This window comes from Rosenbergiella epipactidis, assembly GCF_018494055.1.
Classification (GTDB): Bacteria; Pseudomonadota; Gammaproteobacteria; order Enterobacterales; family Enterobacteriaceae; genus Rosenbergiella; species Rosenbergiella epipactidis.
The window spans coordinates 51,268-70,669 of sequence record NZ_JABBFQ010000010.1 but is presented as its reverse complement, the minus strand read 5'-3'; the positions used below and the strand labels follow the sequence as shown (position 1 = coordinate 70,669).

19 protein-coding genes are annotated in these 19,402 nt (G+C 48.8%); 10 read left to right on the top strand and 9 right to left on the bottom strand.

Annotated features, from left to right (window positions below):
- Window positions 1–69 precede the first annotated feature (69 nt).
- A complete protein-coding gene (locus tag HGT71_RS14075; RefSeq protein ID WP_214218322.1) occupies window positions 70–480 on the top strand; it encodes an NUDIX hydrolase in 411 nt (136 codons plus the stop codon).
- A gap of 41 nt (window positions 481–521) precedes the next feature.
- Here the strand turns inward: HGT71_RS14075 and HGT71_RS14070 are convergent, their stop codons facing one another.
- The 3 genes from HGT71_RS14070 to HGT71_RS14065 form a co-directional block, all read right to left on the bottom strand.
- The gene (locus HGT71_RS14070) at window positions 522–1,574 is read right to left on the bottom strand and encodes an NAD(P)-dependent alcohol dehydrogenase (protein ID WP_214218321.1); all 1,053 of its coding nucleotides are present in this window, start codon (window positions 1,572–1,574) and stop codon (window positions 522–524) included.
- 164 nt (window positions 1,575–1,738) lie between these two features.
- Window positions 1,739–2,044 carry a hypothetical protein gene (locus HGT71_RS16025; RefSeq protein WP_425328672.1) on the bottom strand — a complete coding sequence of 102 codons (306 nt, stop codon included), beginning with the start codon at window positions 2,042–2,044 and terminating at the stop codon, window positions 1,739–1,741.
- A complete protein-coding gene (locus HGT71_RS14065) occupies window positions 1,933–2,529 on the bottom strand; it encodes an N-acyl amino acid synthase FeeM domain-containing protein (RefSeq protein WP_214218320.1) in 597 nt (198 codons plus the stop codon). Before HGT71_RS14065 ends, HGT71_RS16025 begins: the two co-directional genes overlap by 112 nt.
- A 647-nt stretch (window positions 2,530–3,176) precedes the next feature.
- On the opposite strand from HGT71_RS14065, the gene HGT71_RS14060 reads away from it, so the two are divergent.
- A complete protein-coding gene (locus HGT71_RS14060; protein WP_214218319.1) occupies window positions 3,177–5,381 on the top strand; it encodes a catecholate siderophore receptor Fiu in 2,205 nt (734 codons plus the stop codon).
- A 131-nt stretch (window positions 5,382–5,512) separates the two neighbouring features.
- On the opposite strand, the gene HGT71_RS14055 is transcribed toward HGT71_RS14060, so the two are convergent.
- The gene (locus HGT71_RS14055) at window positions 5,513–6,307 is read right to left on the bottom strand and encodes a helix-turn-helix transcriptional regulator (RefSeq protein ID WP_214218318.1); all 795 of its coding nucleotides are present in this window, start codon (window positions 6,305–6,307) and stop codon (window positions 5,513–5,515) included.
- A 100-nt stretch (window positions 6,308–6,407) separates the two neighbouring features.
- Here HGT71_RS14055 and HGT71_RS14050 point away from each other — a divergent pair, with 100 nt between their 5' ends.
- Entirely contained in the window at window positions 6,408–7,178 is a 771-nt protein-coding gene (locus tag HGT71_RS14050; protein ID WP_214218317.1) for a class I SAM-dependent methyltransferase, read from the top strand.
- A 30-nt stretch (window positions 7,179–7,208) separates the two neighbouring features.
- On the opposite strand, the gene HGT71_RS14045 is transcribed toward HGT71_RS14050, so the two are convergent.
- A complete protein-coding gene (locus HGT71_RS14045; RefSeq protein WP_099822178.1) occupies window positions 7,209–7,523 on the bottom strand; it encodes an ArsR/SmtB family transcription factor in 315 nt (104 codons plus the stop codon).
- 13 nt (window positions 7,524–7,536) lie between these two features.
- Window positions 7,537–8,691 (bottom strand): alkene reductase, encoded by a 1,155-nt coding sequence (locus HGT71_RS14040; protein WP_214218316.1) that lies wholly within the window; start codon window positions 8,689–8,691, stop codon window positions 7,537–7,539.
- 280 nt (window positions 8,692–8,971) lie between these two features.
- Between HGT71_RS14040 and HGT71_RS14035 the strand changes: the two genes are divergently transcribed.
- Window positions 8,972–9,109 carry a hypothetical protein gene (locus tag HGT71_RS14035; protein WP_214218315.1) on the top strand — a complete coding sequence of 46 codons (138 nt, stop codon included), beginning with the start codon at window positions 8,972–8,974 and terminating at the stop codon, window positions 9,107–9,109.
- Between the two features lie 77 nt (window positions 9,110–9,186).
- Here the strand turns inward: HGT71_RS14035 and HGT71_RS14030 are convergent, their stop codons facing one another.
- A complete protein-coding gene (locus HGT71_RS14030) occupies window positions 9,187–10,827 on the bottom strand; it encodes a dihydroxyacetone kinase subunit DhaK (protein ID WP_214218314.1) in 1,641 nt (546 codons plus the stop codon).
- A 186-nt stretch (window positions 10,828–11,013) separates the two neighbouring features.
- Here HGT71_RS14030 and HGT71_RS14025 point away from each other — a divergent pair, with 186 nt between their 5' ends.
- The gene (locus HGT71_RS14025) at window positions 11,014–11,889 is read left to right on the top strand and encodes an SDR family oxidoreductase (protein WP_214218313.1); all 876 of its coding nucleotides are present in this window, start codon (window positions 11,014–11,016) and stop codon (window positions 11,887–11,889) included.
- 63 nt (window positions 11,890–11,952) lie between these two features.
- Here the strand turns inward: HGT71_RS14025 and HGT71_RS14020 are convergent, their stop codons facing one another.
- A complete protein-coding gene (locus HGT71_RS14020) occupies window positions 11,953–12,633 on the bottom strand; it encodes a YjbE family putative metal transport protein (protein WP_099822181.1) in 681 nt (226 codons plus the stop codon).
- A 204-nt stretch (window positions 12,634–12,837) separates the two neighbouring features.
- Between HGT71_RS14020 and dalD the strand changes: the two genes are divergently transcribed.
- From dalD to HGT71_RS14000, 4 genes are all read left to right on the top strand, one after another.
- A complete protein-coding gene (dalD, locus tag HGT71_RS14015; RefSeq protein ID WP_214218312.1) occupies window positions 12,838–14,244 on the top strand; it encodes a D-arabinitol 4-dehydrogenase in 1,407 nt (468 codons plus the stop codon).
- A gap of 4 nt (window positions 14,245–14,248) precedes the next feature.
- Complete coding sequence (locus HGT71_RS14010) at window positions 14,249–14,722, top strand: SemiSWEET family sugar transporter (RefSeq protein WP_099822183.1); 474 nt, start codon at window positions 14,249–14,251, stop codon at window positions 14,720–14,722.
- Between the two features lie 66 nt (window positions 14,723–14,788).
- The gene (locus HGT71_RS14005; RefSeq protein WP_214218311.1) at window positions 14,789–15,541 is read left to right on the top strand and encodes a YoaK family protein; all 753 of its coding nucleotides are present in this window, start codon (window positions 14,789–14,791) and stop codon (window positions 15,539–15,541) included.
- Window positions 15,542–15,622: 81 nt separating this feature from the next.
- On the top strand, window positions 15,623–16,624 hold the full coding sequence (locus HGT71_RS14000) for a cation diffusion facilitator family transporter (protein WP_214218310.1): 1,002 nt from the start codon (window positions 15,623–15,625) through the stop codon (window positions 16,622–16,624).
- On the opposite strand, the gene HGT71_RS13995 is transcribed toward HGT71_RS14000, so the two are convergent.
- Complete coding sequence (locus tag HGT71_RS13995; protein WP_214218309.1) at window positions 16,621–16,974, bottom strand: ArsR/SmtB family transcription factor; 354 nt, start codon at window positions 16,972–16,974, stop codon at window positions 16,621–16,623. The genes HGT71_RS14000 and HGT71_RS13995 overlap by 4 nt on opposite strands.
- A 137-nt stretch (window positions 16,975–17,111) precedes the next feature.
- Here HGT71_RS13995 and HGT71_RS13990 point away from each other — a divergent pair, with 137 nt between their 5' ends.
- The gene (locus tag HGT71_RS13990; RefSeq protein WP_214218308.1) at window positions 17,112–19,385 is read left to right on the top strand and encodes a heavy metal translocating P-type ATPase; all 2,274 of its coding nucleotides are present in this window, start codon (window positions 17,112–17,114) and stop codon (window positions 19,383–19,385) included.
- The last annotated feature ends 17 nt before the right edge of the window (window positions 19,386–19,402 follow it).

Sequence of the window (19,402 nt, the reverse complement as noted above, 5' to 3'; positions counted from 1 at the left end):
CTTTACCTCGACGCTGATTGATCCGCAGAGAAAATCCACACATCAATATGTCTCAAATCGGATAATACTATGTCCAATACTCAATACATTACCATTGCTGCAGCATTACTTATTGATAATCAGGATAATATCCTACTCGTAAGAAAACGTGGTTCCGCTTTTTTTATGCAGCCTGGCGGTAAAATCGACCAAGATGAAACGCCTGAAGAAGCATTAATCAGAGAACTGAAAGAGGAATTACAGCTGGTTGTCACTAAAGAGGAACTGATTCCGATGGGATGTTTCCAAGACGTGGCAGCGAATGAAGCACACCATCAGCTCACCGCTTATATGTACCGTATTCATAGCAAGTCGTTTGCGCCTATCCCTGCAGCCGAAATTGAGGAAGCGGTCTGGCTATCGCAAGAAGAATGCCAGCATGTCACATTAGCCCCGCTAACTGAATATCAGCTATTACCTCTTGCTTGGCCAAGTGAGTGAAAAGATAGAGGGGAGACATTTCTCCCCTCTGCACGCAGCGATTATGCGCTCAGCGTTTTCATATCAACCACAAAACGATATTTTACGTCGCCTTTCTCTAAACGTTCAAATGCCTGATTGATTTGATCGGCATTAATCAGCTCAATATCTGCCGTAATCCCATGCTCGGCACAAAACTCGAGCATTTCTTGCGTCTCGCGAATACCACCGATATTCGATCCAGAAAAGCTTCGACGCCCTTTTACAACATTGAATGCCCCTATCTCGAGCGGCTCAGGCGGGATACCCACCAGCACTAGCGTACCGTCGATTGCCAAGATGTTGAGGAATTGATTGATATTATGTTTCGCCGACACGGTATCAATCATGATATCGACACGTCCAGCAAACGCAGCCATCTGATCGTTGTTGGTCGACAACACCGCTTCATGAGCGCCTAAACGTTTAGCATCATCCACTTTCTGCTGTGAGGTCGTAAAGACGACGACATGGGCGCCCATCGCTCGGGCAATCTTTATCGCCACATGTCCTAAGCCACCGATCCCCAGAATACCAACGACCTTCCCCGCGCCCGCCTGCCAATGTTTTAGCGGTGAATAGACCGTAATCCCGGCACAGAGTAAGGGTGCGGCGGCAGCCATATCGGAAAAATTTGGCATCTTTAAGGTATATTTTTCGCGACAGACGTAGGTTTGAGAGAAGCCACCGTAAGTCATTCCTCCCGATATCGGGTCTGGAGTGCCGAAGGATAACGTCGTCCCCACTTCGCAGAACTGTTGTAAGTCCCTTGAACAAGCCGGACACTCCCCACACGAGTCGACAATGCAACCGACCGCAGCATAATCGCCCACCTTAAACTGCTTTACTTCTGCCCCGACGGCCGTCACTCGGCCGACAATCTCATGACCGGGAACGACCGGATAAGTGGTTGCACCAAAATCGTTTTTGATTTGATGAAGATCGGAGTGACAAATACCACAATATAAAATATCCATCGCGATATCGTCGGCCCGCAATGCCCGGCGGTGAATACCCAAAACCTTTAATGGCTGTGAGGCGGAATCAGTACCTAACGCTTTAATTTCATGTTGCATGATGGGATAACCTCTGTCGTTTTTCAAAAACTATAGGAGGTTTAAGGACGAATAATAAGCGAGTAAAAATCATAGCCTTTATGATCAACGTTCATTACTACAAAAGCGCTTCCTCTACTCTCGATTTATACATTACGCAGCCACTCGGTTTTGTCATCACTGTGTTAGTCAATTTCGCATAAAAATAGGTAGACTGACTTGTCGTCGTTACTGAGCGAATCAGACGCTAATGACGCGCTATCGTTCAAGGCTTGGTTGACTTTCTTCCTCATGTTCAACGCGTGGAGGATTCTTCCGATACCAAAGAAAAAACAGCCGTTCGTGGCGAGCATATGTTTAAACCCCTTCACGTCGATAGCTAATAATACGGCGTTGAGATTGTTATAGTGCGGATGGCTTTTGGTCTTTGAGGCACGCTTAAAGAAAAGATTATTGGTATAAAACTTAGCGTGCTTTTCTTGTACTTGGATAAAAATAACGTCAATTTTTTTGATAAAAAACAATGAATAAAAGCGTGGAAATACACAGTAAAGACAATACTGTTGTCTTTATATAAACAAGTGGTGGATAACGTGCCTATTTCATACGCTTTATCATGTTCAGAAATAACAGCATCAACATCATCTTTGAATAGCTCTCTACATGGAATGCCTAAGTCAGTATCAGCTATAATACTGATAGTACCTATGATGTTTCCACATCGTTGCGCGATAAATAAAGAACTTCCATTGTTTACTAGCATCTTATTGCAAATAAATCCCCTATCGCCCTCACCTTTTATTCCTGATCGTATATATTCTTTTTTAATGAATCTTGAAGCGCTGATATAGTCGACGATAGTGCATGCCTTGGAAATAAATACCTCATCATTTTGACCATTCATCATCGAGATTATTTTCTTAATTCTATAACTTGAGAATTCATTACTAACCTGTAGATTCAATGCGTTATCCATGAGCATCCCAACGGTATGATTAATTTATCAAGTTTGTTTTATTTCTAGCACAAAGTATCAAATAAGCCTATTTAGCTAGGTGAGTATTTTTTTAGTCCCCATAGCAATGGCAAAATATTAACTGCGTTAATAGCTAAAAAAGAGCTTTTTCTTTTAACGTTTCAAACCACGGTAGCCGATTATGTCTTTTCGCAAAGTAGACAACAAAAAATTTATATTATTCTCGTTTATTAACCTTAAAGAATATAGTGTTTTATTGGCTTGATAAATTAGGCTTAGCTATTTTCCTGCTTGCCGAAATATTGTCATAGAGCAATCATCTTAAAATGTTAAGTCAGCCTGACTAAAAGAACCCTTAGCGTCTTTAACACTTCCCTACGATCTGCCTAAGCCTCTGTGGCAGTAGTTTTCTCGTCGATGTCCATCTGTCCTTATCGCTACCGATAACCCGTCACTGTTTTATCGCCGCACCAACAGAGAATCTTCCTCGATACTTCGCCAAATTTAACAAAAATTAAACATAATCAATTGAAAAACAAAGTATTTTCAGAATACATTAATATGTAAATTTATGTAAGCGAAAGCTTACAATGTCATTGAATGGTAATGATAATGATTACCATTAATAAACTCATGTTAAGATAACAATGAAAAATAACAATAATGTTTCACCCTCGCTAAAGGTGCTTAACCAAGTCACTCTCTTTACCGGTTTATCGGGGATGATGATCGGTGCGCAAGGGGCTGAAAACACAACCTCGCTAAAAAAGAACGATGATATCGTTGTTACTGCTAATGCGTTGCCATCGCTCTATGCACCTGAAAAATTATCAGGCACAAAATTTATTTCTGCTATTGCAGACACCACCCGGACAGTCCAGGTAGTCCCTCAGAAAGTCCTGCATGAACAGCAAGCGAATACGCTAAGCGATGCCCTAAAAAACTCACCGGGCGTTGGAGCTTTCTTTTCGGGGGAAAACGGCTCGTCAAATATGGGCGATGCGATCATGATGCGCGGAATCGATACCTCGAACAGTATCTACGTCGATGGTGTGCGTGACATTGGTAGCATTACCCGAGATACCTTCAACACTAAGAATATTGAGATCATCAAAGGCCCTTCGGGATCGGACTATGGCCGAACCGCCCCATCAGGCTCAATAAATATGGAAAGTAAGCAGCCTGAGCTCTATACCGGTGTTGATGCGTCAGTCGGCTATGGCAGCGCATCAGAACGGCGGGGAACACTGGACTATAACCAGATGATCAACGATACCACTGCTTTTCGCGTCAACGTAATGGGCGATAAAGGTAATACTAAAGGGCGTAACAATGTCGACCACGAAAAATACGGCATCGCCCCATCGATCGCTTTCGGCTTAGGGACCTCGACGCGGCTATATCTCGACTACCTTCATGTACAGCAAGACAGTACGCCAGACGGTGGGGTGTATACCGTTGGGTTACCCGGGTATAGCAGTACCAATGCTTTGTTAAACGGTGCATCACCGGTTTCGCGTAAAACCTTCTATGGTACGGATTCAGATTATGAACACGATGTACAGGATACCTTTACATCGCGTTTCGAACACGATTTCAATGATAACCTGACCCTGACGAATACCACTCGCTGGTCGGAGATTCGCCAATCCTATTTATTATCGGCAGTCATGGGGCGTACTTTTACCCAGCAGAACGGCGAGGTGTACGGCACGCGTCTGATGAATGCCAGCGATACCGTAAATAAGATCCTGACTAACCAAACCAACTTAACCGCGAAGTTTTCAACATTAGGCGTTGCCCATACCGTCAGTACTGGTGTGGAGCTGACGCATGAAAACTACAACAGCTACCCTTATGCTTTTGCGTCGAATAGCGTCGACTTACTGCACCCTTCTTCAGATATTACCGTCTCGCCGACCACCGGCTATGCCACCCGTGGACGGACTAATACCTTAGGCGTCTATGCCTTCGATACTTTATCCTTAACCGATCGTTTATCGGTGAATGGAGGGCTACGCGTCGATAGCTACCAGACGCACTATATTGCGGATAGCGCCACCGGCCACAGTAACCTGAAGCAGTCCGATAACCTGTTTAACTGGAAGATCGGTGCGCTGTATCACCTAACGGACAATGGCAATGTTTACGCTAACTACGGCGTTTCCCAGCAACCTCCAGGGGGTGTTGATTTCAAGCTGACTAACGACAGCACCGACCGCACTTCTCGTGGCGGCGAAAATATCAACTTTAGTCCTGAGAAAGCAGAGACGGCAGAGGTGGGGACAAAATGGTCGCTGTTTAATAAGAAACTGCTACTCAGTGCAGCCATTTTTAGAACCAATATTAAAAACGACGCAGAGCTCGATGCCACCACCAATGAATATGTGCAAAATGGCTCGAAGCGTGTCGAAGGGTATGAGCTTAGCGCCGCAGGCGATATCACCGATAGGGTTCACCTAATGGCGGGTTACGCGCAGCAAAACACTCGTACTGATAAGACCAGCAGTACCAATGACGGCTCAACCGCCATTCCCTTCACGCCTAAACACTCCTTTACCTCTTGGGCTACGTGGGATGTGGTCGACAATGTGACGGTAGGAGTTGGGGCCCGCTATGTTGGCACCCTGCATAAGATAAAAGATGGTGCCACCGGTACCCCGTCCTCGGTTGGACATTACTGGGTCGCCGACTCGATGGCAGCGTGGCGTATCAATCCTAATCTCGATCTGCAGCTTAATGTGTATAACCTAACCAATAAGAAATATATCGCGGCGCTTAACCGCAGTGGTTATCGTTATTCACCTGGAGCACCTCGAACCTGGATGCTTACCACTAACGTGCATTTCTAAGCGAATGATGGCGCAGGCTACGGCAAGCGGTATCCTCGTTGCTTAACCCCTTCCTAGCGTCGTTTCTGCCGGTTCGTCGATAAGCGCCGGCAGTGAACGACGTTTTTTTGTCAGTGCAATGCTGTGCTGTCTTAGGCTTTCGCCTCCGATAGCGGTATCAGTGTTACCAATTTGGTCGTCAGATCTGGGGCTAACTGCCAAGTCGTTTGCTGATAATGGAGGAGTCCCTGCTGAGGGTGCTGAAAGCTTCGTTGCCCCCCTTCTCGATGAATAACATGATGTTTTTGCCACCATTGCGCAAACTCTGCGCTCTGCAGTAATAAGTGATCAATAGTGGTTCTTAACGGTGCTGTTTTCTCTAGATGAATCGACTCTGCACGCAACTCAGCAACGATTCGCTGCGCCCGTTCAGGCCAATCTGACACCAATTGACGAGCCAAGGGGCTGAGAAAGATAAACTCCAGCATATTGGGTGTCTGGCCGTCGAGGAGCCAACCGTCAAATAACACGGCCGCCTGGGGGTTCCACGCCACCACTTGCCAAGCGCCATTCATGATATAGCATGGGGTGGTTATCATCGTCACTATCGCCTTAACATCGGGTTCACAGGACAACGCGACAGGATTCAGCGGATCGGCTAATTCCGCTAGACTGAATAAGTAATCGCGCTCGGCCTGAGAGAGTTGTAAAGCGCTCGCAATATGGCTAAGGCTTCGAGGTGAAACCGCGATTCCCCTTCCTTGTTCTAACCAGGTATACCATGTCGTGCTGACATAACTGAGTTGCGCCACTTCTTCCCGCCGTAATCCGGGCGTACGCCGACGAGGACCTCGAGGTAATCCAGCGCGCTCTGGGCTAAGGTGTTCTCGTCTAAGGCGTAAGAATTCACCCAACTGTTTTGCAGGATCCTGATGTTTCTCCGCCATAGCCTATTACCTCTTATACTAGGATAATTACAGGTATTGTCCCAGTATAATAGGTTGTTTAGCCTACTCCCAACAACCAGATAAACATTAGGGGTACTCTATGACTCATCGCGCACATGCTCAGCGAATTTCTGAACAATTCAGCCCGCAGGCTAACGCTTACTTAACCAGTGCTGTCCATGCGGCAGGTGAAGATTTACAACGCTTACAACAGTGGCTAGCGCCCTTTGGCGATGGGCATATTTTAGATATTGGCTGCGGTGCGGGGCATGCTAGCTTTACTGCTTCACCTCTGGTCAAGCAGGTCACGGCCTACGATCTCTCGACCGATATGCTAACCGTAGTGAAAGAGACCGCCGAGAGTCGGCAGATGATGAATATCGATTGCCAACAAGGGATAGCAGAATCATTACCCTTCGACGATCAACAGTTCGATTGCGTGATCAGTCGTTATTCGGCCCATCACTGGCAAGATGTGCCCCAAGCATTGCGGGAAGTCTTTCGGGTCATCAAACCGGGCGGAAAGTTAATCATGATGGATATCGCCTCACCGGGCGCGCCGCTATACGATATCTGGTTACAGAGTATCGAAGTGCTACGTGATCCCTCTCATGTCCGTAACTATTCACCAGGGGAATGGCTACAAATGGCAACAGAAAGTGGCTTACGTATTGAACAGTTAGTGACCGGACAGTTAGCGTTAGATTTCCAGCAGTGGGTCAGTAGGATGAAGACGCCAGCCCCTACTGTGGCAGCGATTCGCACCTTACAGCAGGCGGTCTCTGGAGAGGTACAAGCCTATTTTCAGCTTCAGGACGATGGTTCTTTCTCTAGCGATACCTTGATGTTTTGCGCCCAGCGCCGAGGCTAAGACTCAGGTAGCCGTCTTATGACGGCTACCTTAAAGCTGATGCAATTGCTGAGTGATGGTTTCAATGACCGCCTGAATATTATTGTCATTTCGACGATAATAGGTCCATTTCCCGACTTTTTGCGCCTCAACTACACCGAGTTCATGCAGCGATTTCAAACAGAGAGAGATAGCCGGTTGCGAAAGCCCCGCTTTATCCTGAATCAAGCTGGCACAAACACCATACTGTTCATAAGGGTATAGCTGGCTATAGGCGGCGAACGCGACATCCGGTTGTTTTAACCAGGTTAAAATAGCCACTCGCAACGGGTTGGCTAACAGTTTCATCGCATTTTCAGCAAGCATTGGCTCTCGTCATTTAGTCGTCGATGGTCGGATAGTCAGTATACCCTTTCGCCGTGCCGCCATACAAAGAACTTAACTCCACACTGTTTAAGGCCACTCCACGCTGTAGACGCTCGGGAAGATCGGGGTTGGCAATAAAGGTTCGCCCAAATCCGACTAAATCAGCCCACCCTTGATCTAAAACGTGCTGAGCTTTAGCCTGATCGTAACGTCCCGCCACCATAATCACCGAGGTAAATGTTTTACGCAGGGCAATCCGGAAACTTTCCGGTAGCTGTGGGCTGTTATCCCAATCGGCTTCGGCGATGGAAAGATAGCCGATATTCATTTCGTCTAACATTTTCGCCGCAGTGAGGTAGGTTTCGGCTGGGTCGGGTTCGACTAAGCCCAGATAAACACGATCTTCTTCGGTGGTGGAAAATAGTGGCGAGAATCGCACGCCTATCCGACCGCTATCGAACACCGTTGACACTGCCGCCACCACCTCTTTAAGGAATCGCAGACGATTCGTTAGGCTTCCACCGTACTGATCCGTGCGATCATTCGTGTGTTCCGAAATGAATTGGTTAATAAGATAACCATTGGCGGCGTGAAGCTCAATTCCGTCGAATCCGGCTTGCTTGGCATTCACCGCTGCTTGCCGGTACAGTTCCACCAACTGTGGAATTTCTTCGGTTTCCAAGGCCCGCGGCTCACTTGGCGCGACCAGTTCGCCTTCACCCGGCCCCGTTTCAATAAAGACGCGTACGTTGGTCGCAGGTAAGGCGGAAGGCGCGATAGGCGGCTGCTGCTGAGGTTGTAACGCGCGATGCGAGACTCGCCCGACATGCCATAACTGACAAAATAGCGTACCACCCTGTGCACGAACGGCTTGAGTGACATTTTGCCAACCCGCAATCTGTTCGGTGCTGTGGATCCCCGGCGTCCACGCATATCCTTGCCCCCGAGGCTCAATCTGCGTCCCTTCCGTCACCATGAACCCAGCACTGGCACGCTGGACATAGTAATCGCGCATCATATCATTAGGAATGTTGCCAGGCTGGGCGCTGCGACAGCGTGTTAAGGGCGGTAGCGCAATACGATTGCGTAAAGGGATCCCACCTAACTCGAGCGGCGTAAAAAGCGAAAAGTGCATAATGATCTCGGTAGTCGATAAATTTCCAGTCATTATATTTATACATTTAAATATGTAAATAGATAAAAGGGACGATTTATCAGATAGAGAAATATTTTCGTCATAAGTGAACCGATCCCAAAACGGATCATTTTGGTGCAAAAACCCTAATCATTACGAGGATATTTTTACATAATAGTGACGGTTGTTAATTAAAATGATTGATTATATGAATAGGATTCTTAATGTATTGCCAAATGTAAATCAGCCTTGTTTCACTGAATAAGATTGCTATGCTGAAGGGGTAGTGACTTTTGGGTACTGGAGGGAAATCATGACTAAACGCCATCTTACACTCGCATTTGAAATCGGTTCCATTGCAATTTTTGCCATTATCTTAGCTTTTTTGGGTTATTGCGCAGTCCATGCTTACTTAGGTCTTGGGGATCAATTTCCTCATTTAGACGTCTAATAAAATGGCATAGCGGTCTGTTACCGCTATGCCATTTGCTTACTATCTCGCCTTTTAAAGATTAATAATTTTTATGCTTAATCTTTTAACTGCTCAAAGACCTTACTGACTGCATAAGCACCAGGATCCATATGTCCTTTCAAACTCTCTGCATTTAAGTACGACGAACGTCCAGCTTTCGCTTTTTCCATCTTCTTCGTCGACTCGGCACCAGACACCGCAGCGTTATGCACCGCTGACCATCCCTTACCTGCTTTGATCGCTTCAAAAGCAGGCTGCAAGGCATCGATCATCGTCCGATCGCCTTGATCGGCGCCGCCGTAGTCTTTCATTTTCTGTAATCCTGCTAATAAACTCTCACCCAAGTTTTTCGCGTCAGGATAGGCTGCGGCAGACGCGCTGAAAAGGAGTGAGAGTAGCACGCCTCCAGAGCCGCCCATCGGGGTGGTGATCTTTTCACCCAGCCAATGTAACAGCGCTTGCGGATCGTTTAAGGGCAGTTTTTTCTGCTTTAGAGCCTTTAATACAAAGCTTGCGCCGGTAGCTAAGGTTGATCCAGTATCCCCATCACCCACTTGTGAATCGAGTTTATTTAACTCGTCCTCACTGTCGATCAGGGCTTGGCAAATCTGTTTCGCCACTTGTGCGACCTGCGTATTCTGTGAAGGCTTGGCTAATTCCACCTCGGGTAAGGCATCAGCCTCTTGCCACTGCATGGTTTGACATGGCGTGATGGGTAGCCATCCTGCTACCGCCACGGGAGCTTCAAGCGCTGTCAGTAATGTGTTATCGAGAGGCAAAACGGTAAGGGAAAGACCTTTCATATCCAGAGCACTGACAAGGGTACCCGGGCCTTGAATATGGCTCACGCGATCGGCGAGGGGCGTTTGTAATACCTCCTGCGTCGCTAAAGTCATCTCAAGCACGGAAAGACCACCGAGGTTATTGATGAGTAATAGCAGATTATCTTCATCACCAATATGTTTAAGTAAATTTTTGGCGAGTTGTTTCGCTATCTTAGTGCTGTTTTGGGTATCGAGTGTCGCGACACCGTGTTCGCCATGGATCCCCATGCCGAGTTCGCTTTTTCCTTGCGGGATCCCTTCTGACTCGTCACTGCCGGGAAGGTGGCAGGAAGAGAGTGCTACCCCTATGGTCGCAACCTTATCGAGCATCTGTTGAGTTTGTTGAACAATATGCTTAAGTGATTTGCCCTTCTCGGCATAATAGCCCGCCACTTTATGCGCCAGTATCGTTCCCGCTAAACCGCGCGGTTGAGGGTTCTTCGGCAGCGAAATGTCGTCTTTGACTAAAATCATTTCGACCTTATAGCCTAGCGCTCGCGCTTTTTCGGCCGCTAATCCAAAATTCAGGCGGTCCCCGGTATAATTTTTTACGACTAACAAGCACCCGGATTTCCCCGTTACCGTGACGATGGCATGCAAGATCGCGTCGACGCCGGGTGAGGCAAAAATATCGCCACAAACGGCTGCCGTTAACATCCCTTTCCCCACAAAGCCCACGTGCATCGGCTCGTGCCCAGAACCTCCACCAGAAATAATGGCCACTTTTGATTTATTCCAATCTTGGCGCACAACGATGCGTAGCCCCTTGTCGGTGTTGAGGCGCGCTAAGTTTTGATGGGGAGAAGTACGGATAAGCCCCTCTATGGCTTGATCGACAATTGTTGCTTTTTTATTGAATAAAAAGTGGCTCACCGGTGGCTCCTTGAAAGTGACTGTTAGCTGAATAAGTGTGGCTAATAATCACAATTTCGGTGTTTTTCTCCCCATCATCAGTGATCGAGATCACAAAATAAATTTCGATAACGCGGCAGCATCCTGCGTAATTGTGTCTACCCTTAACGGAGGTTCTTTTTTTTTTCACACTTACGGGAGTCAATGATGTCTACAGAAAAAACACGTTTTCCACGGCCGCCTTTTGACAAACAGCCTCAGCAATTTCCAGGTCTAGCGTCCGAGATGCACCCATTACCCGATCATGGTGAGAAAAGTTATCAGGGCCATAATCGTTTAGCGGGAAAAAAAGCCCTTATCACCGGGGGAGATTCAGGAATTGGCCGTGCAGTGGCTATCGCCTATGCCCGCGAGGGTGCCGACGTAGCGATCAACTATCTGCCTGCGGAAGAGAGCGATGCACAACAAGTGATCGATCTGATTAAGGCAGAAGGCCGCAAAGCGGTTGCGATTCCTGGCGATATTACTGATGAAGCCTTTTGTAAGACTTTAGTGGATAAGGCTGTTCAGGAGCTAGGTGGGTTAGATATTCTCGTTAACAACGCGGGTCGGCAGCAGTTCTGTGAGAGCATCAGCGAACTCACCACCGAATCGTTCGATGCCACTTTCAAAACTAACGTTTACGCGCCATTCTGGATCACCCGTGCGGCGGTCGCACATCTCGGTGAAGGCGCGGCGATCATTAACACCTCTTCTGTTCAGGCCTTTAAACCTAGCGATATTCTTCTCGACTACGCACAGACTAAAGCCTGTAACGTTGCATTTACCAAAGCATTAGCGAAACAGTTAGGACCAAAAGGTATCCGCGTCAACGCAGTAGCCCCCGGCCCTTATTGGACAGCGTTACAAGTTTGTGGCGGACAACCTCAAGAGAAAGTGGCGCACTTCGGTGAAGAAGCACCGCTGAGCCGCCCTGGACAGCCTGTTGAAATTGCGCCGCTCTACGTCACCCTGGCGTCAGATGAGAACTCGTTCGCCTCTGGCCAAGTATGGTGTTCTGATGGCGGAACCGGCACCGCATAATTTCCTTAGCGGATAAAAAAAAGGGTGAATCCTTTTGTTGTGGATTCACCCTTTTTCTTTATGTTATGCGTGTTTACGTGTTTTAAACCATCCAATAATAAAGATTAACAGGGCACACACGCCGCCAGCACAATGCTCGTAAAAGGCGAGATCTTTGCCTGCTACGTAGGGATGCAGCAGTGGGTCAGTCAGTAACATACTGCCCGCTATCCAGCCGATTAACGCGCCGCCCGCCAAAATAATCACCGGCCAACGGTCCAGCAGATGCAGGACTAAGCGACTGCCCGCCACGATAATCGGAATGCTCAATAGTACGCCCACCGCAACGATCACTAAGTGGCCCCGCCCTGCTGCGGCTACCGCTAACACGTTATCGAGTGACATGATGACATCAGCGATAGTGATGGTCAGGGCAGTTTTCCAAAGGCTGGATGACGTTTTCCCCTGCTCGTCGCCCTCTTCTTCACCGGAGACCAATTTGTAGCCGATCCATAACAGCAATAATCCGCCGACTAATTTCAGCCCTGGTAACGTTAGTAGGTAAACGGCAACGACCAACAACACAATCCGTGCCACGATCGCCCCTATCGTACCAATGACAATGGCTTTACGGCGTAAGTTTTCCGGTAAGCCACGACACGCCATGGCGATAACGACGGCGTTATCGCCGCCTAACAGTAAATCAATTAATAGGATTTGCGCTAAGATAGCGACCCAATCCCAGTGCTGGAAAATTTCACCCATAGTACCCTCGAAGCCGGCTAAACCTGTCTATAATTAAGTTAGGCTACTGTTTATCAAACTTTGTTACAAAGTAAAGCCTTAGTTATCTCTCATTTCGTAATTCATCACTTATTTCGGCCTAAAACTTTGCATTTTGACTAATTGTGCTATGGTTACCAGTAACATTCTAACGTAACAATTGTCGATTGCGACTAAGGATGCCCTTTGCAAACTACACAAAACAGTACACCTTCCACTCATTCCACGTGGCTACATTTAGGCGCGGGCGCTTTCCATCGAGCTCACCAAAGTTGGTATCTTAACGAACTCCATAAACTTGGTGACACCCGCTGGTCATTAGCCCTCGGTAACATTCGTAACAGCGCGAGCCAAGCCACTCTCGACCAACTGGGTCGCCAGCAAGGTGCTTATACCCTTGAAGTGATCAGCCCAGAGGGCGATATCGATTACCAAACGATCACCGCAATAAAGAAAGTCATCCCTTGGGATGCTAACTTATCGCAGCTGATTCAAGTCGGTGCCGATCCTGAAACAAAGCTAATCTCTTTCACCGTGACTGAAGGCGGTTATTTCCTGAAAGATGATGGACACCTCGACCTTAACCATCCCGTCATCGTTCAAGAGTTGGCCGATCCCAACCCTATTGCCACAGTATACGGGGTATTGGTTGCCATTTTACGCCAGCGTCTAGCGACGCAAGCGGGTCCCATTACCTTACTTAATTGCGATAACCTCCGTCATAACGGTGACTGCTTACGTACCGGACTCAACGAATATATCGCGGCGTTGGGCGATAAAGCGTTAGCCGCTTGGTGTGACCAATCGATCAGTACACCAAACAGTATGGTTGACCGTATTACCCCACAAACTGACGAAGCCCTACTCGACCGCTTGGCCGAGCAAGGTATCGACAACGATCAGGTCCCCGTTGCCTGCGAAGCTTTCTCGCAATGGGTCATTGAAGATGACTTTATCGCCGGTCGTCCTGAGCTAGAGCGAGTGGGCGTAGAATTCGTCGAAGATGTGCTTTCCTTTGAAGAAGCCAAAATCCGTGTGCTCAATGCAAGTCACAGCGGTATCGCTTGGGCGGGCGCATTATTGGGGGTGCAGTCCATTGACGAGAGCCTAACGCCGCAGGTTCAAGAATGGATCCGTAACTATATCGGCCAAGACGTCACCGCAGCACTAGCGAAAGGGCCGATCAACCTTGATGAGTATTGTAAGACCACGTTACACCGTTTCAGTAACGCCAAGGTCCGTGATACGAATCAGCGTGTGTCGTCAGACAGTATCGCTAAGCTACAGCAATTTATTTTGCCAACGCTAAAAACGCGCTACCAACAAGGCGAAGTCCCCAAGGCAACGCTGGTGTTAGTCGCATTGTGGTATCTCTTTATGCAACGTCGCGCGGCAGGTACCCTGCCTTTTGAGTACCAAGATCGGGCAATCGACAGCGTGCCTTTCGAGGCGATTTTTGCTGAAGAAGACAGCCTCAAGGCCTTCGCACAATCTCCTGCCCTAATGGGTAGTTTGGCTGAACATCCGACCTTCACCGAGGATCTCCGCGAGATCGTGAAGCAGGTTGAAGGCACTTTAGCGGAATCTCACTAACATCATGAAAAATATTTTTATTGTTGCTGTTACCATCGCCTTGGCGCTGCTATCGATAGCTGTTCTGACCCCCTGGCCTGTCTGGCTGGGGACGTTAGCGGCCTGGGTCACTACGGGATCGTTTTGCCTACAGGTACTGCATATCGTCAAGAATAAGGAAACTAAAGCCCTCTCCTTAGGCATGTGGTCGGCACTATTTTTCGGCGTTGCCTGCTGGACTGGCTACGGTTTCCGCGTCCACGATATTCCTGTGATGATGGCCAACGGTATCACCGCGCTGCTGGCCATTACCGTGATTGGCTTAAAATTATGGTTAGAACGCCCGCGCTTAATTAAACGAGGTCGACGGATCCGTCGAATGCATCGCGTTGTATTAAAGCCACGAATACATAGTCTGCGTCCGCTACAACGAACGCTTAACGCTCGCGCGGCTAAGAAAAGTAAGAAAAGTCAGGCTGCTACTGAACTTACTGAATAATTAGGTGCCTTCCTTATTAGAAAATCGGTCTTTGTCACGCTCCCACTTTAATAGGGAAGGTAAATTATGCTTATTGATAAAAAGTCTGGCCGTACCGGTAACGAAGACCGCCAGCTTGCTGTTGCGTTAGCGGGGTGCGCCGGGATGCTCAATGTATTGGCATTGGGCGCTTTTGGTCTGTTCCCTTCAAATATGACCGGTAACGCGACGCAACTGTCTCAGGAATTATTGCAGTGGGATAAACTGGAGATGATCCCGCTGATCCTATTGCTGACGTGCTTTCTTTCTGGCGCATTTACCTCACGTGTTGCCGTGTCATTTGCGAAGAAAGTGAATCTACGCACCATCTACGCACATATCCTATTAGTTGAAGGCATATTGTTGATTGCTCCGGTGGTCGTGGGCTTCTGGTATCCTCAAGACCTACAGCATGGCTACTATCTGTTTGGCCTCAGCTTCCTACTCGGTGTGCACAACGCGACTTCTACCCAGCTGTCGCAAGGTAAAGTGCGTACCACCCACGTGACAGGAACCTTAACCGATGCTGGCATCGTATTAGCAAATCTATTATTGCATCCGATCATGCGCCACCCTCCGGCACAAATGAAGCAATTCCGCTATCTGCTCAGCGTCTATGTGACCTCATTTATTTCTTTCTTTATTGGCGGGTTGATCGGTATTTTAGGTTACGAGTGGTTTGGGATGAACGCCTTTATTCTGGCTGGTTCAATCTTACTTGCCGTCTCTTTGCTCACCTTGATCCGCGTACTGTGCCGCAAACGCACCAAAGCCTTTCAAGGATGCTCAGTAGAACGTTAAGCCGAAATTCCCCTTTCTCTGCTGCCCGCTATATATTAATATGTGTTCATATGTTCACTTGTAAACTATAGCGAGGCAGCAATGTCATCCCACTCTCACCACTCTGGCCACGATCATCAACATGATCACGACCACTCTCATGTTCCCAAAGTGAATCAAGCCAACCAAAAGAAAGTACTCCTCTCTTTTGTGCTGATTTTTACCTTTATGATTGTCGAGTTTGTGGGGGGAGTCTACGCCGGATCCCTCGCCCTGATGGCTGATGCGGGGCATATGTTGACCGATGCCTTCGCGCTTGCACTCGCTTGGGCGGCGTTTTATTTTGGACAGCGCCAACCCAATAACCGCCTCACCTTCGGCTATATCCGTTTCGAAGTCTTGGCGAGTTTATTTAACGCCATGACACTGTTCCTCATAGCCATCTTTATTATTTATGAAGCCTGGCAACGCCTCACTGCACCGGCCACTGTGATGCCTTGGCCCATGTTTATCGTCGCCTGCGCCGGATTGATAATCAATCTTGTGGTATTATGGATCATGACGCGCGGCGAAACCGAAAACGTCAATATTAAAGGTGTTATCTTGCATGTGATGGGCGATCTGCTGGGGTCGTTTGCGGCAATCGTTGCGGCAATCGTGATTGGCCTGACGGGATGGGCGCCGATTGACCCGATACTATCAGTGCTGGTGGCGGTATTGATTCTGCGTGGGGCGTGGAAACTGATACGGAAAACATCACATATCCTGCTGGAGGGTGCCCCTGATGACGCCGCGCCAAGCTTAATTAGCGCTCATCTATTGGAGCATGTCTCTGGACTCAGTGAGGTCTCGCATATCCACGTCTGGCAAATTAGTACCGGTTATACACTGGCCACCCTGCATATTCGGGCGGTGGAGGATACTCAGGCGAAACAGGTTGTGCGTGCGGTGGAAACCGCCTTACAAGAAAAATTCGCTATCGGGCACAGTACTATCGCGATTGATTGGTCGGACGAGCCTTCGTCACCACAGTGTTTATTGAGTGAGGCAAGCCATCATCACGACTGCGGCGAAACGCCTCATTCCCCTACTCACTCGCATTAATCTTGCACAGGCTCTTCCGTTAGGTGGATGGCCATATCGCGCAGTACATGGCTAACATGATTGTCAGCGACCCGATAGTAGATATGGCGAGCACTTCGCTCGCCAATCACCAACCGAGCGGCTTTTAATAGTCGCAGGTGATGACTCACCAAAGATTGGGAGAGCTGCAACGCCTCGGCAATATCGTTTACCGCAGCCGGTTGCGTCAGACACTGAAGCAAAATACGTAAACGCGAAGGGTCACCTAATAGTTTAAAGGTGTCTGCCAGCCGCGCAATATCTTGGCTACTGAGTACGGGTAACGGTGGGTGCTCTGCAGTGTGCGGTTCACTACATGGATCAGTACGCATAGTCTGTTCCCTAACAGGGGATCTCTTCATACCCAATATTACAGCGTAGATACTAAAGTGCGTCCAGCTTTTCCTCACTTGACCTTTCCCTTACAGGAAGCTGTAGGCTAGGCTTAATTGAACAGGAGGAGTTCATCATGTCTAGCCAATCATCCACATCTCACCACGCCAAACCTCCCCTACAACTGACGGTTGAGGGGATGTCTTGTGCAAGTTGCGTCGGACGCGTAGAGCGTGTGTTAGCCGCTCAACCCGGCGTTGAACAAGCGAGCGTTAATTTAGCAACCGAACGCGCGACCATTATCGGAGAGGTTGATGGGGAAAGCTTAGCACGAGCCATTACCGCCGCCGGCTATCCTGCAAAAATCTTTGTGGATGCCGCCGAGACCCGCGCCTTACAACAACAAAAAAAGCAGGACCATATTAAGGCCTTACAGCGTAACGTATTGATTGCTGTCGTGCTCACGCTGCCTATCTTTGCCGTAGAGATGGCAATGCACCTGAGCCACAGGCTCCAGAACGGGGTCGATCATTACCTCCCTGTACCGGTACGCTGGGTTGCCGAGGCGATACTCTCCACCTTAGTACTGCTTGGCCCTGGCCGACAATTCTACCGTTTAGGCTTACCAGCCTTATGGCATCGTGCGCCTGATATGAACGCCTTAGTGGCGATAGGTACGCTTGCGGCATGGGGCTATTCGCTCTTTGCGACGTTTGCCCCGCAATGGCTCCCGGCCCAAAGCGTTCACGTTTATTATGAAGCGGCCGCGATGATCGTCTGCTTAGTGCTTATTGGCCGCTTGCTTGAGGCGCGTGCAAAAGGCAAAACATCACAAGCGATGCAGCGATTACTGCAACTGCAACCTAATGTTGCCCATCGCTGGCACAATGAACAAAGCGAAGAGGTGGCTACCGAGAGTCTGGTGCTGGGTGATATCGTTGAAGTCAGACCGGGAGAGAAGATTCCAATTGATGGCGAAGTCGTTACGGGAGAGAGCCACGTAGAGGAATCAATGGTGACTGGTGAACCGCTCGCCGTGCGTAAAGGTCCCGGTGACACCTTGACGGGTGGTACCCTAAATCAACAAGGCTATTTACGCTTCAAGGTTACCGCAACGGGAGAGCAGACCGTCTTGGCACAGATTGTTCAGGCCGTCGAGCACGCTCAAGCCGCGAAACTGCCCATCCAAGGCGTCGTTGATAAAGTTACCCTTTGGTTTGTACCAGTCGTCTTCGTGGCTGCACTGTTAACGCTGATTGGCTGGCTCTATTTTGCGCCACAAGGGGGGATCAGTCTCGCCATAGTGAACGCTGTCGCCGTACTGATTATTGCCTGCCCCTGTGCCATGGGCTTAGCGACCCCAACCTCCATCATGGTTGCCACCGGCCGCGCCGCAGAAAAAGGGATCTTATTCCGCCAAGGCAGGGCCTTGCAGCAGCTTCGTGAAACGACGCTGATCGCTTTCGATAAGACAGGCACCTTAACCGAAGGACAGCCAGCGCTCACCGATATCCAACCGGCTGATGGTTACCGCACAGAACAGCTATTGGCCTATGCTGCCGCGGTTGAGCGTTACTCTGAACACCCACTGGCCAGTGCAGTAGTGAAGGCCGCTGAGGCCCAGCAGCTTGAACGACTGTCTGCAACAGATTTCACCAGCCACAGCGGAATGGGGGTGAGTGCTTGGGTGCAGGGTAAGCGGGTCGATATCGGTGCTCAACGTTATCTACACAGCCTGTCTATCGTATCCAGCGATCTCGACGCACTGGCGACCGATTACGCAAAGCAAGGCAAGAGTCCGTTTTATATTGCCATTGACCAGCAACTCGCAGGAATAATTGCTGTGGCCGACCCGATTAAAGCGGTTAGCCGAACAGTAGTTAGTCAGCTGCAGGCTCAAGGGATCACCGTGGCGATGGTCACCGGCGATAACCGTCTTACTGCACAAGCGGTGGCGAAGCAGCTCGGTATCAGCGAAGTAGTTGCCGAGGTCAAACCCCAAGGGAAGATCGAGGCGATTCAAAATTGGCAGCAACGCTTTACCGGTGTCAGTTTTGTGGGTGATGGGATTAACGATGCGCCAGCGTTAGCAGCAGCTGAAGTGGGGATTGCGTTGGGAAGCGGGACGGATATCGCGATGGAGTCCGCCGATATAGTGTTGATGTCCGACTCACTGACCAATGTGCTGAACGCACGACATGTTTCGCAAGTGACAATGACCAATATTCATCAGAATCTGTTTTGGGCCTTTATCTATAACTTAATCTTGATACCGGTCGCTGCCGGTGCGCTCTACCCCACTTTTGGGATCCAGCTTTCCCCCATTCTCGCTGCGGGCGCCATGGCGCTATCTAGCGTCTTTGTCTTGGGGAATGCCTTACGCTTAAAACGCACTTCTTTTATTCATTAGCGAAAAAGGCCCTGAAA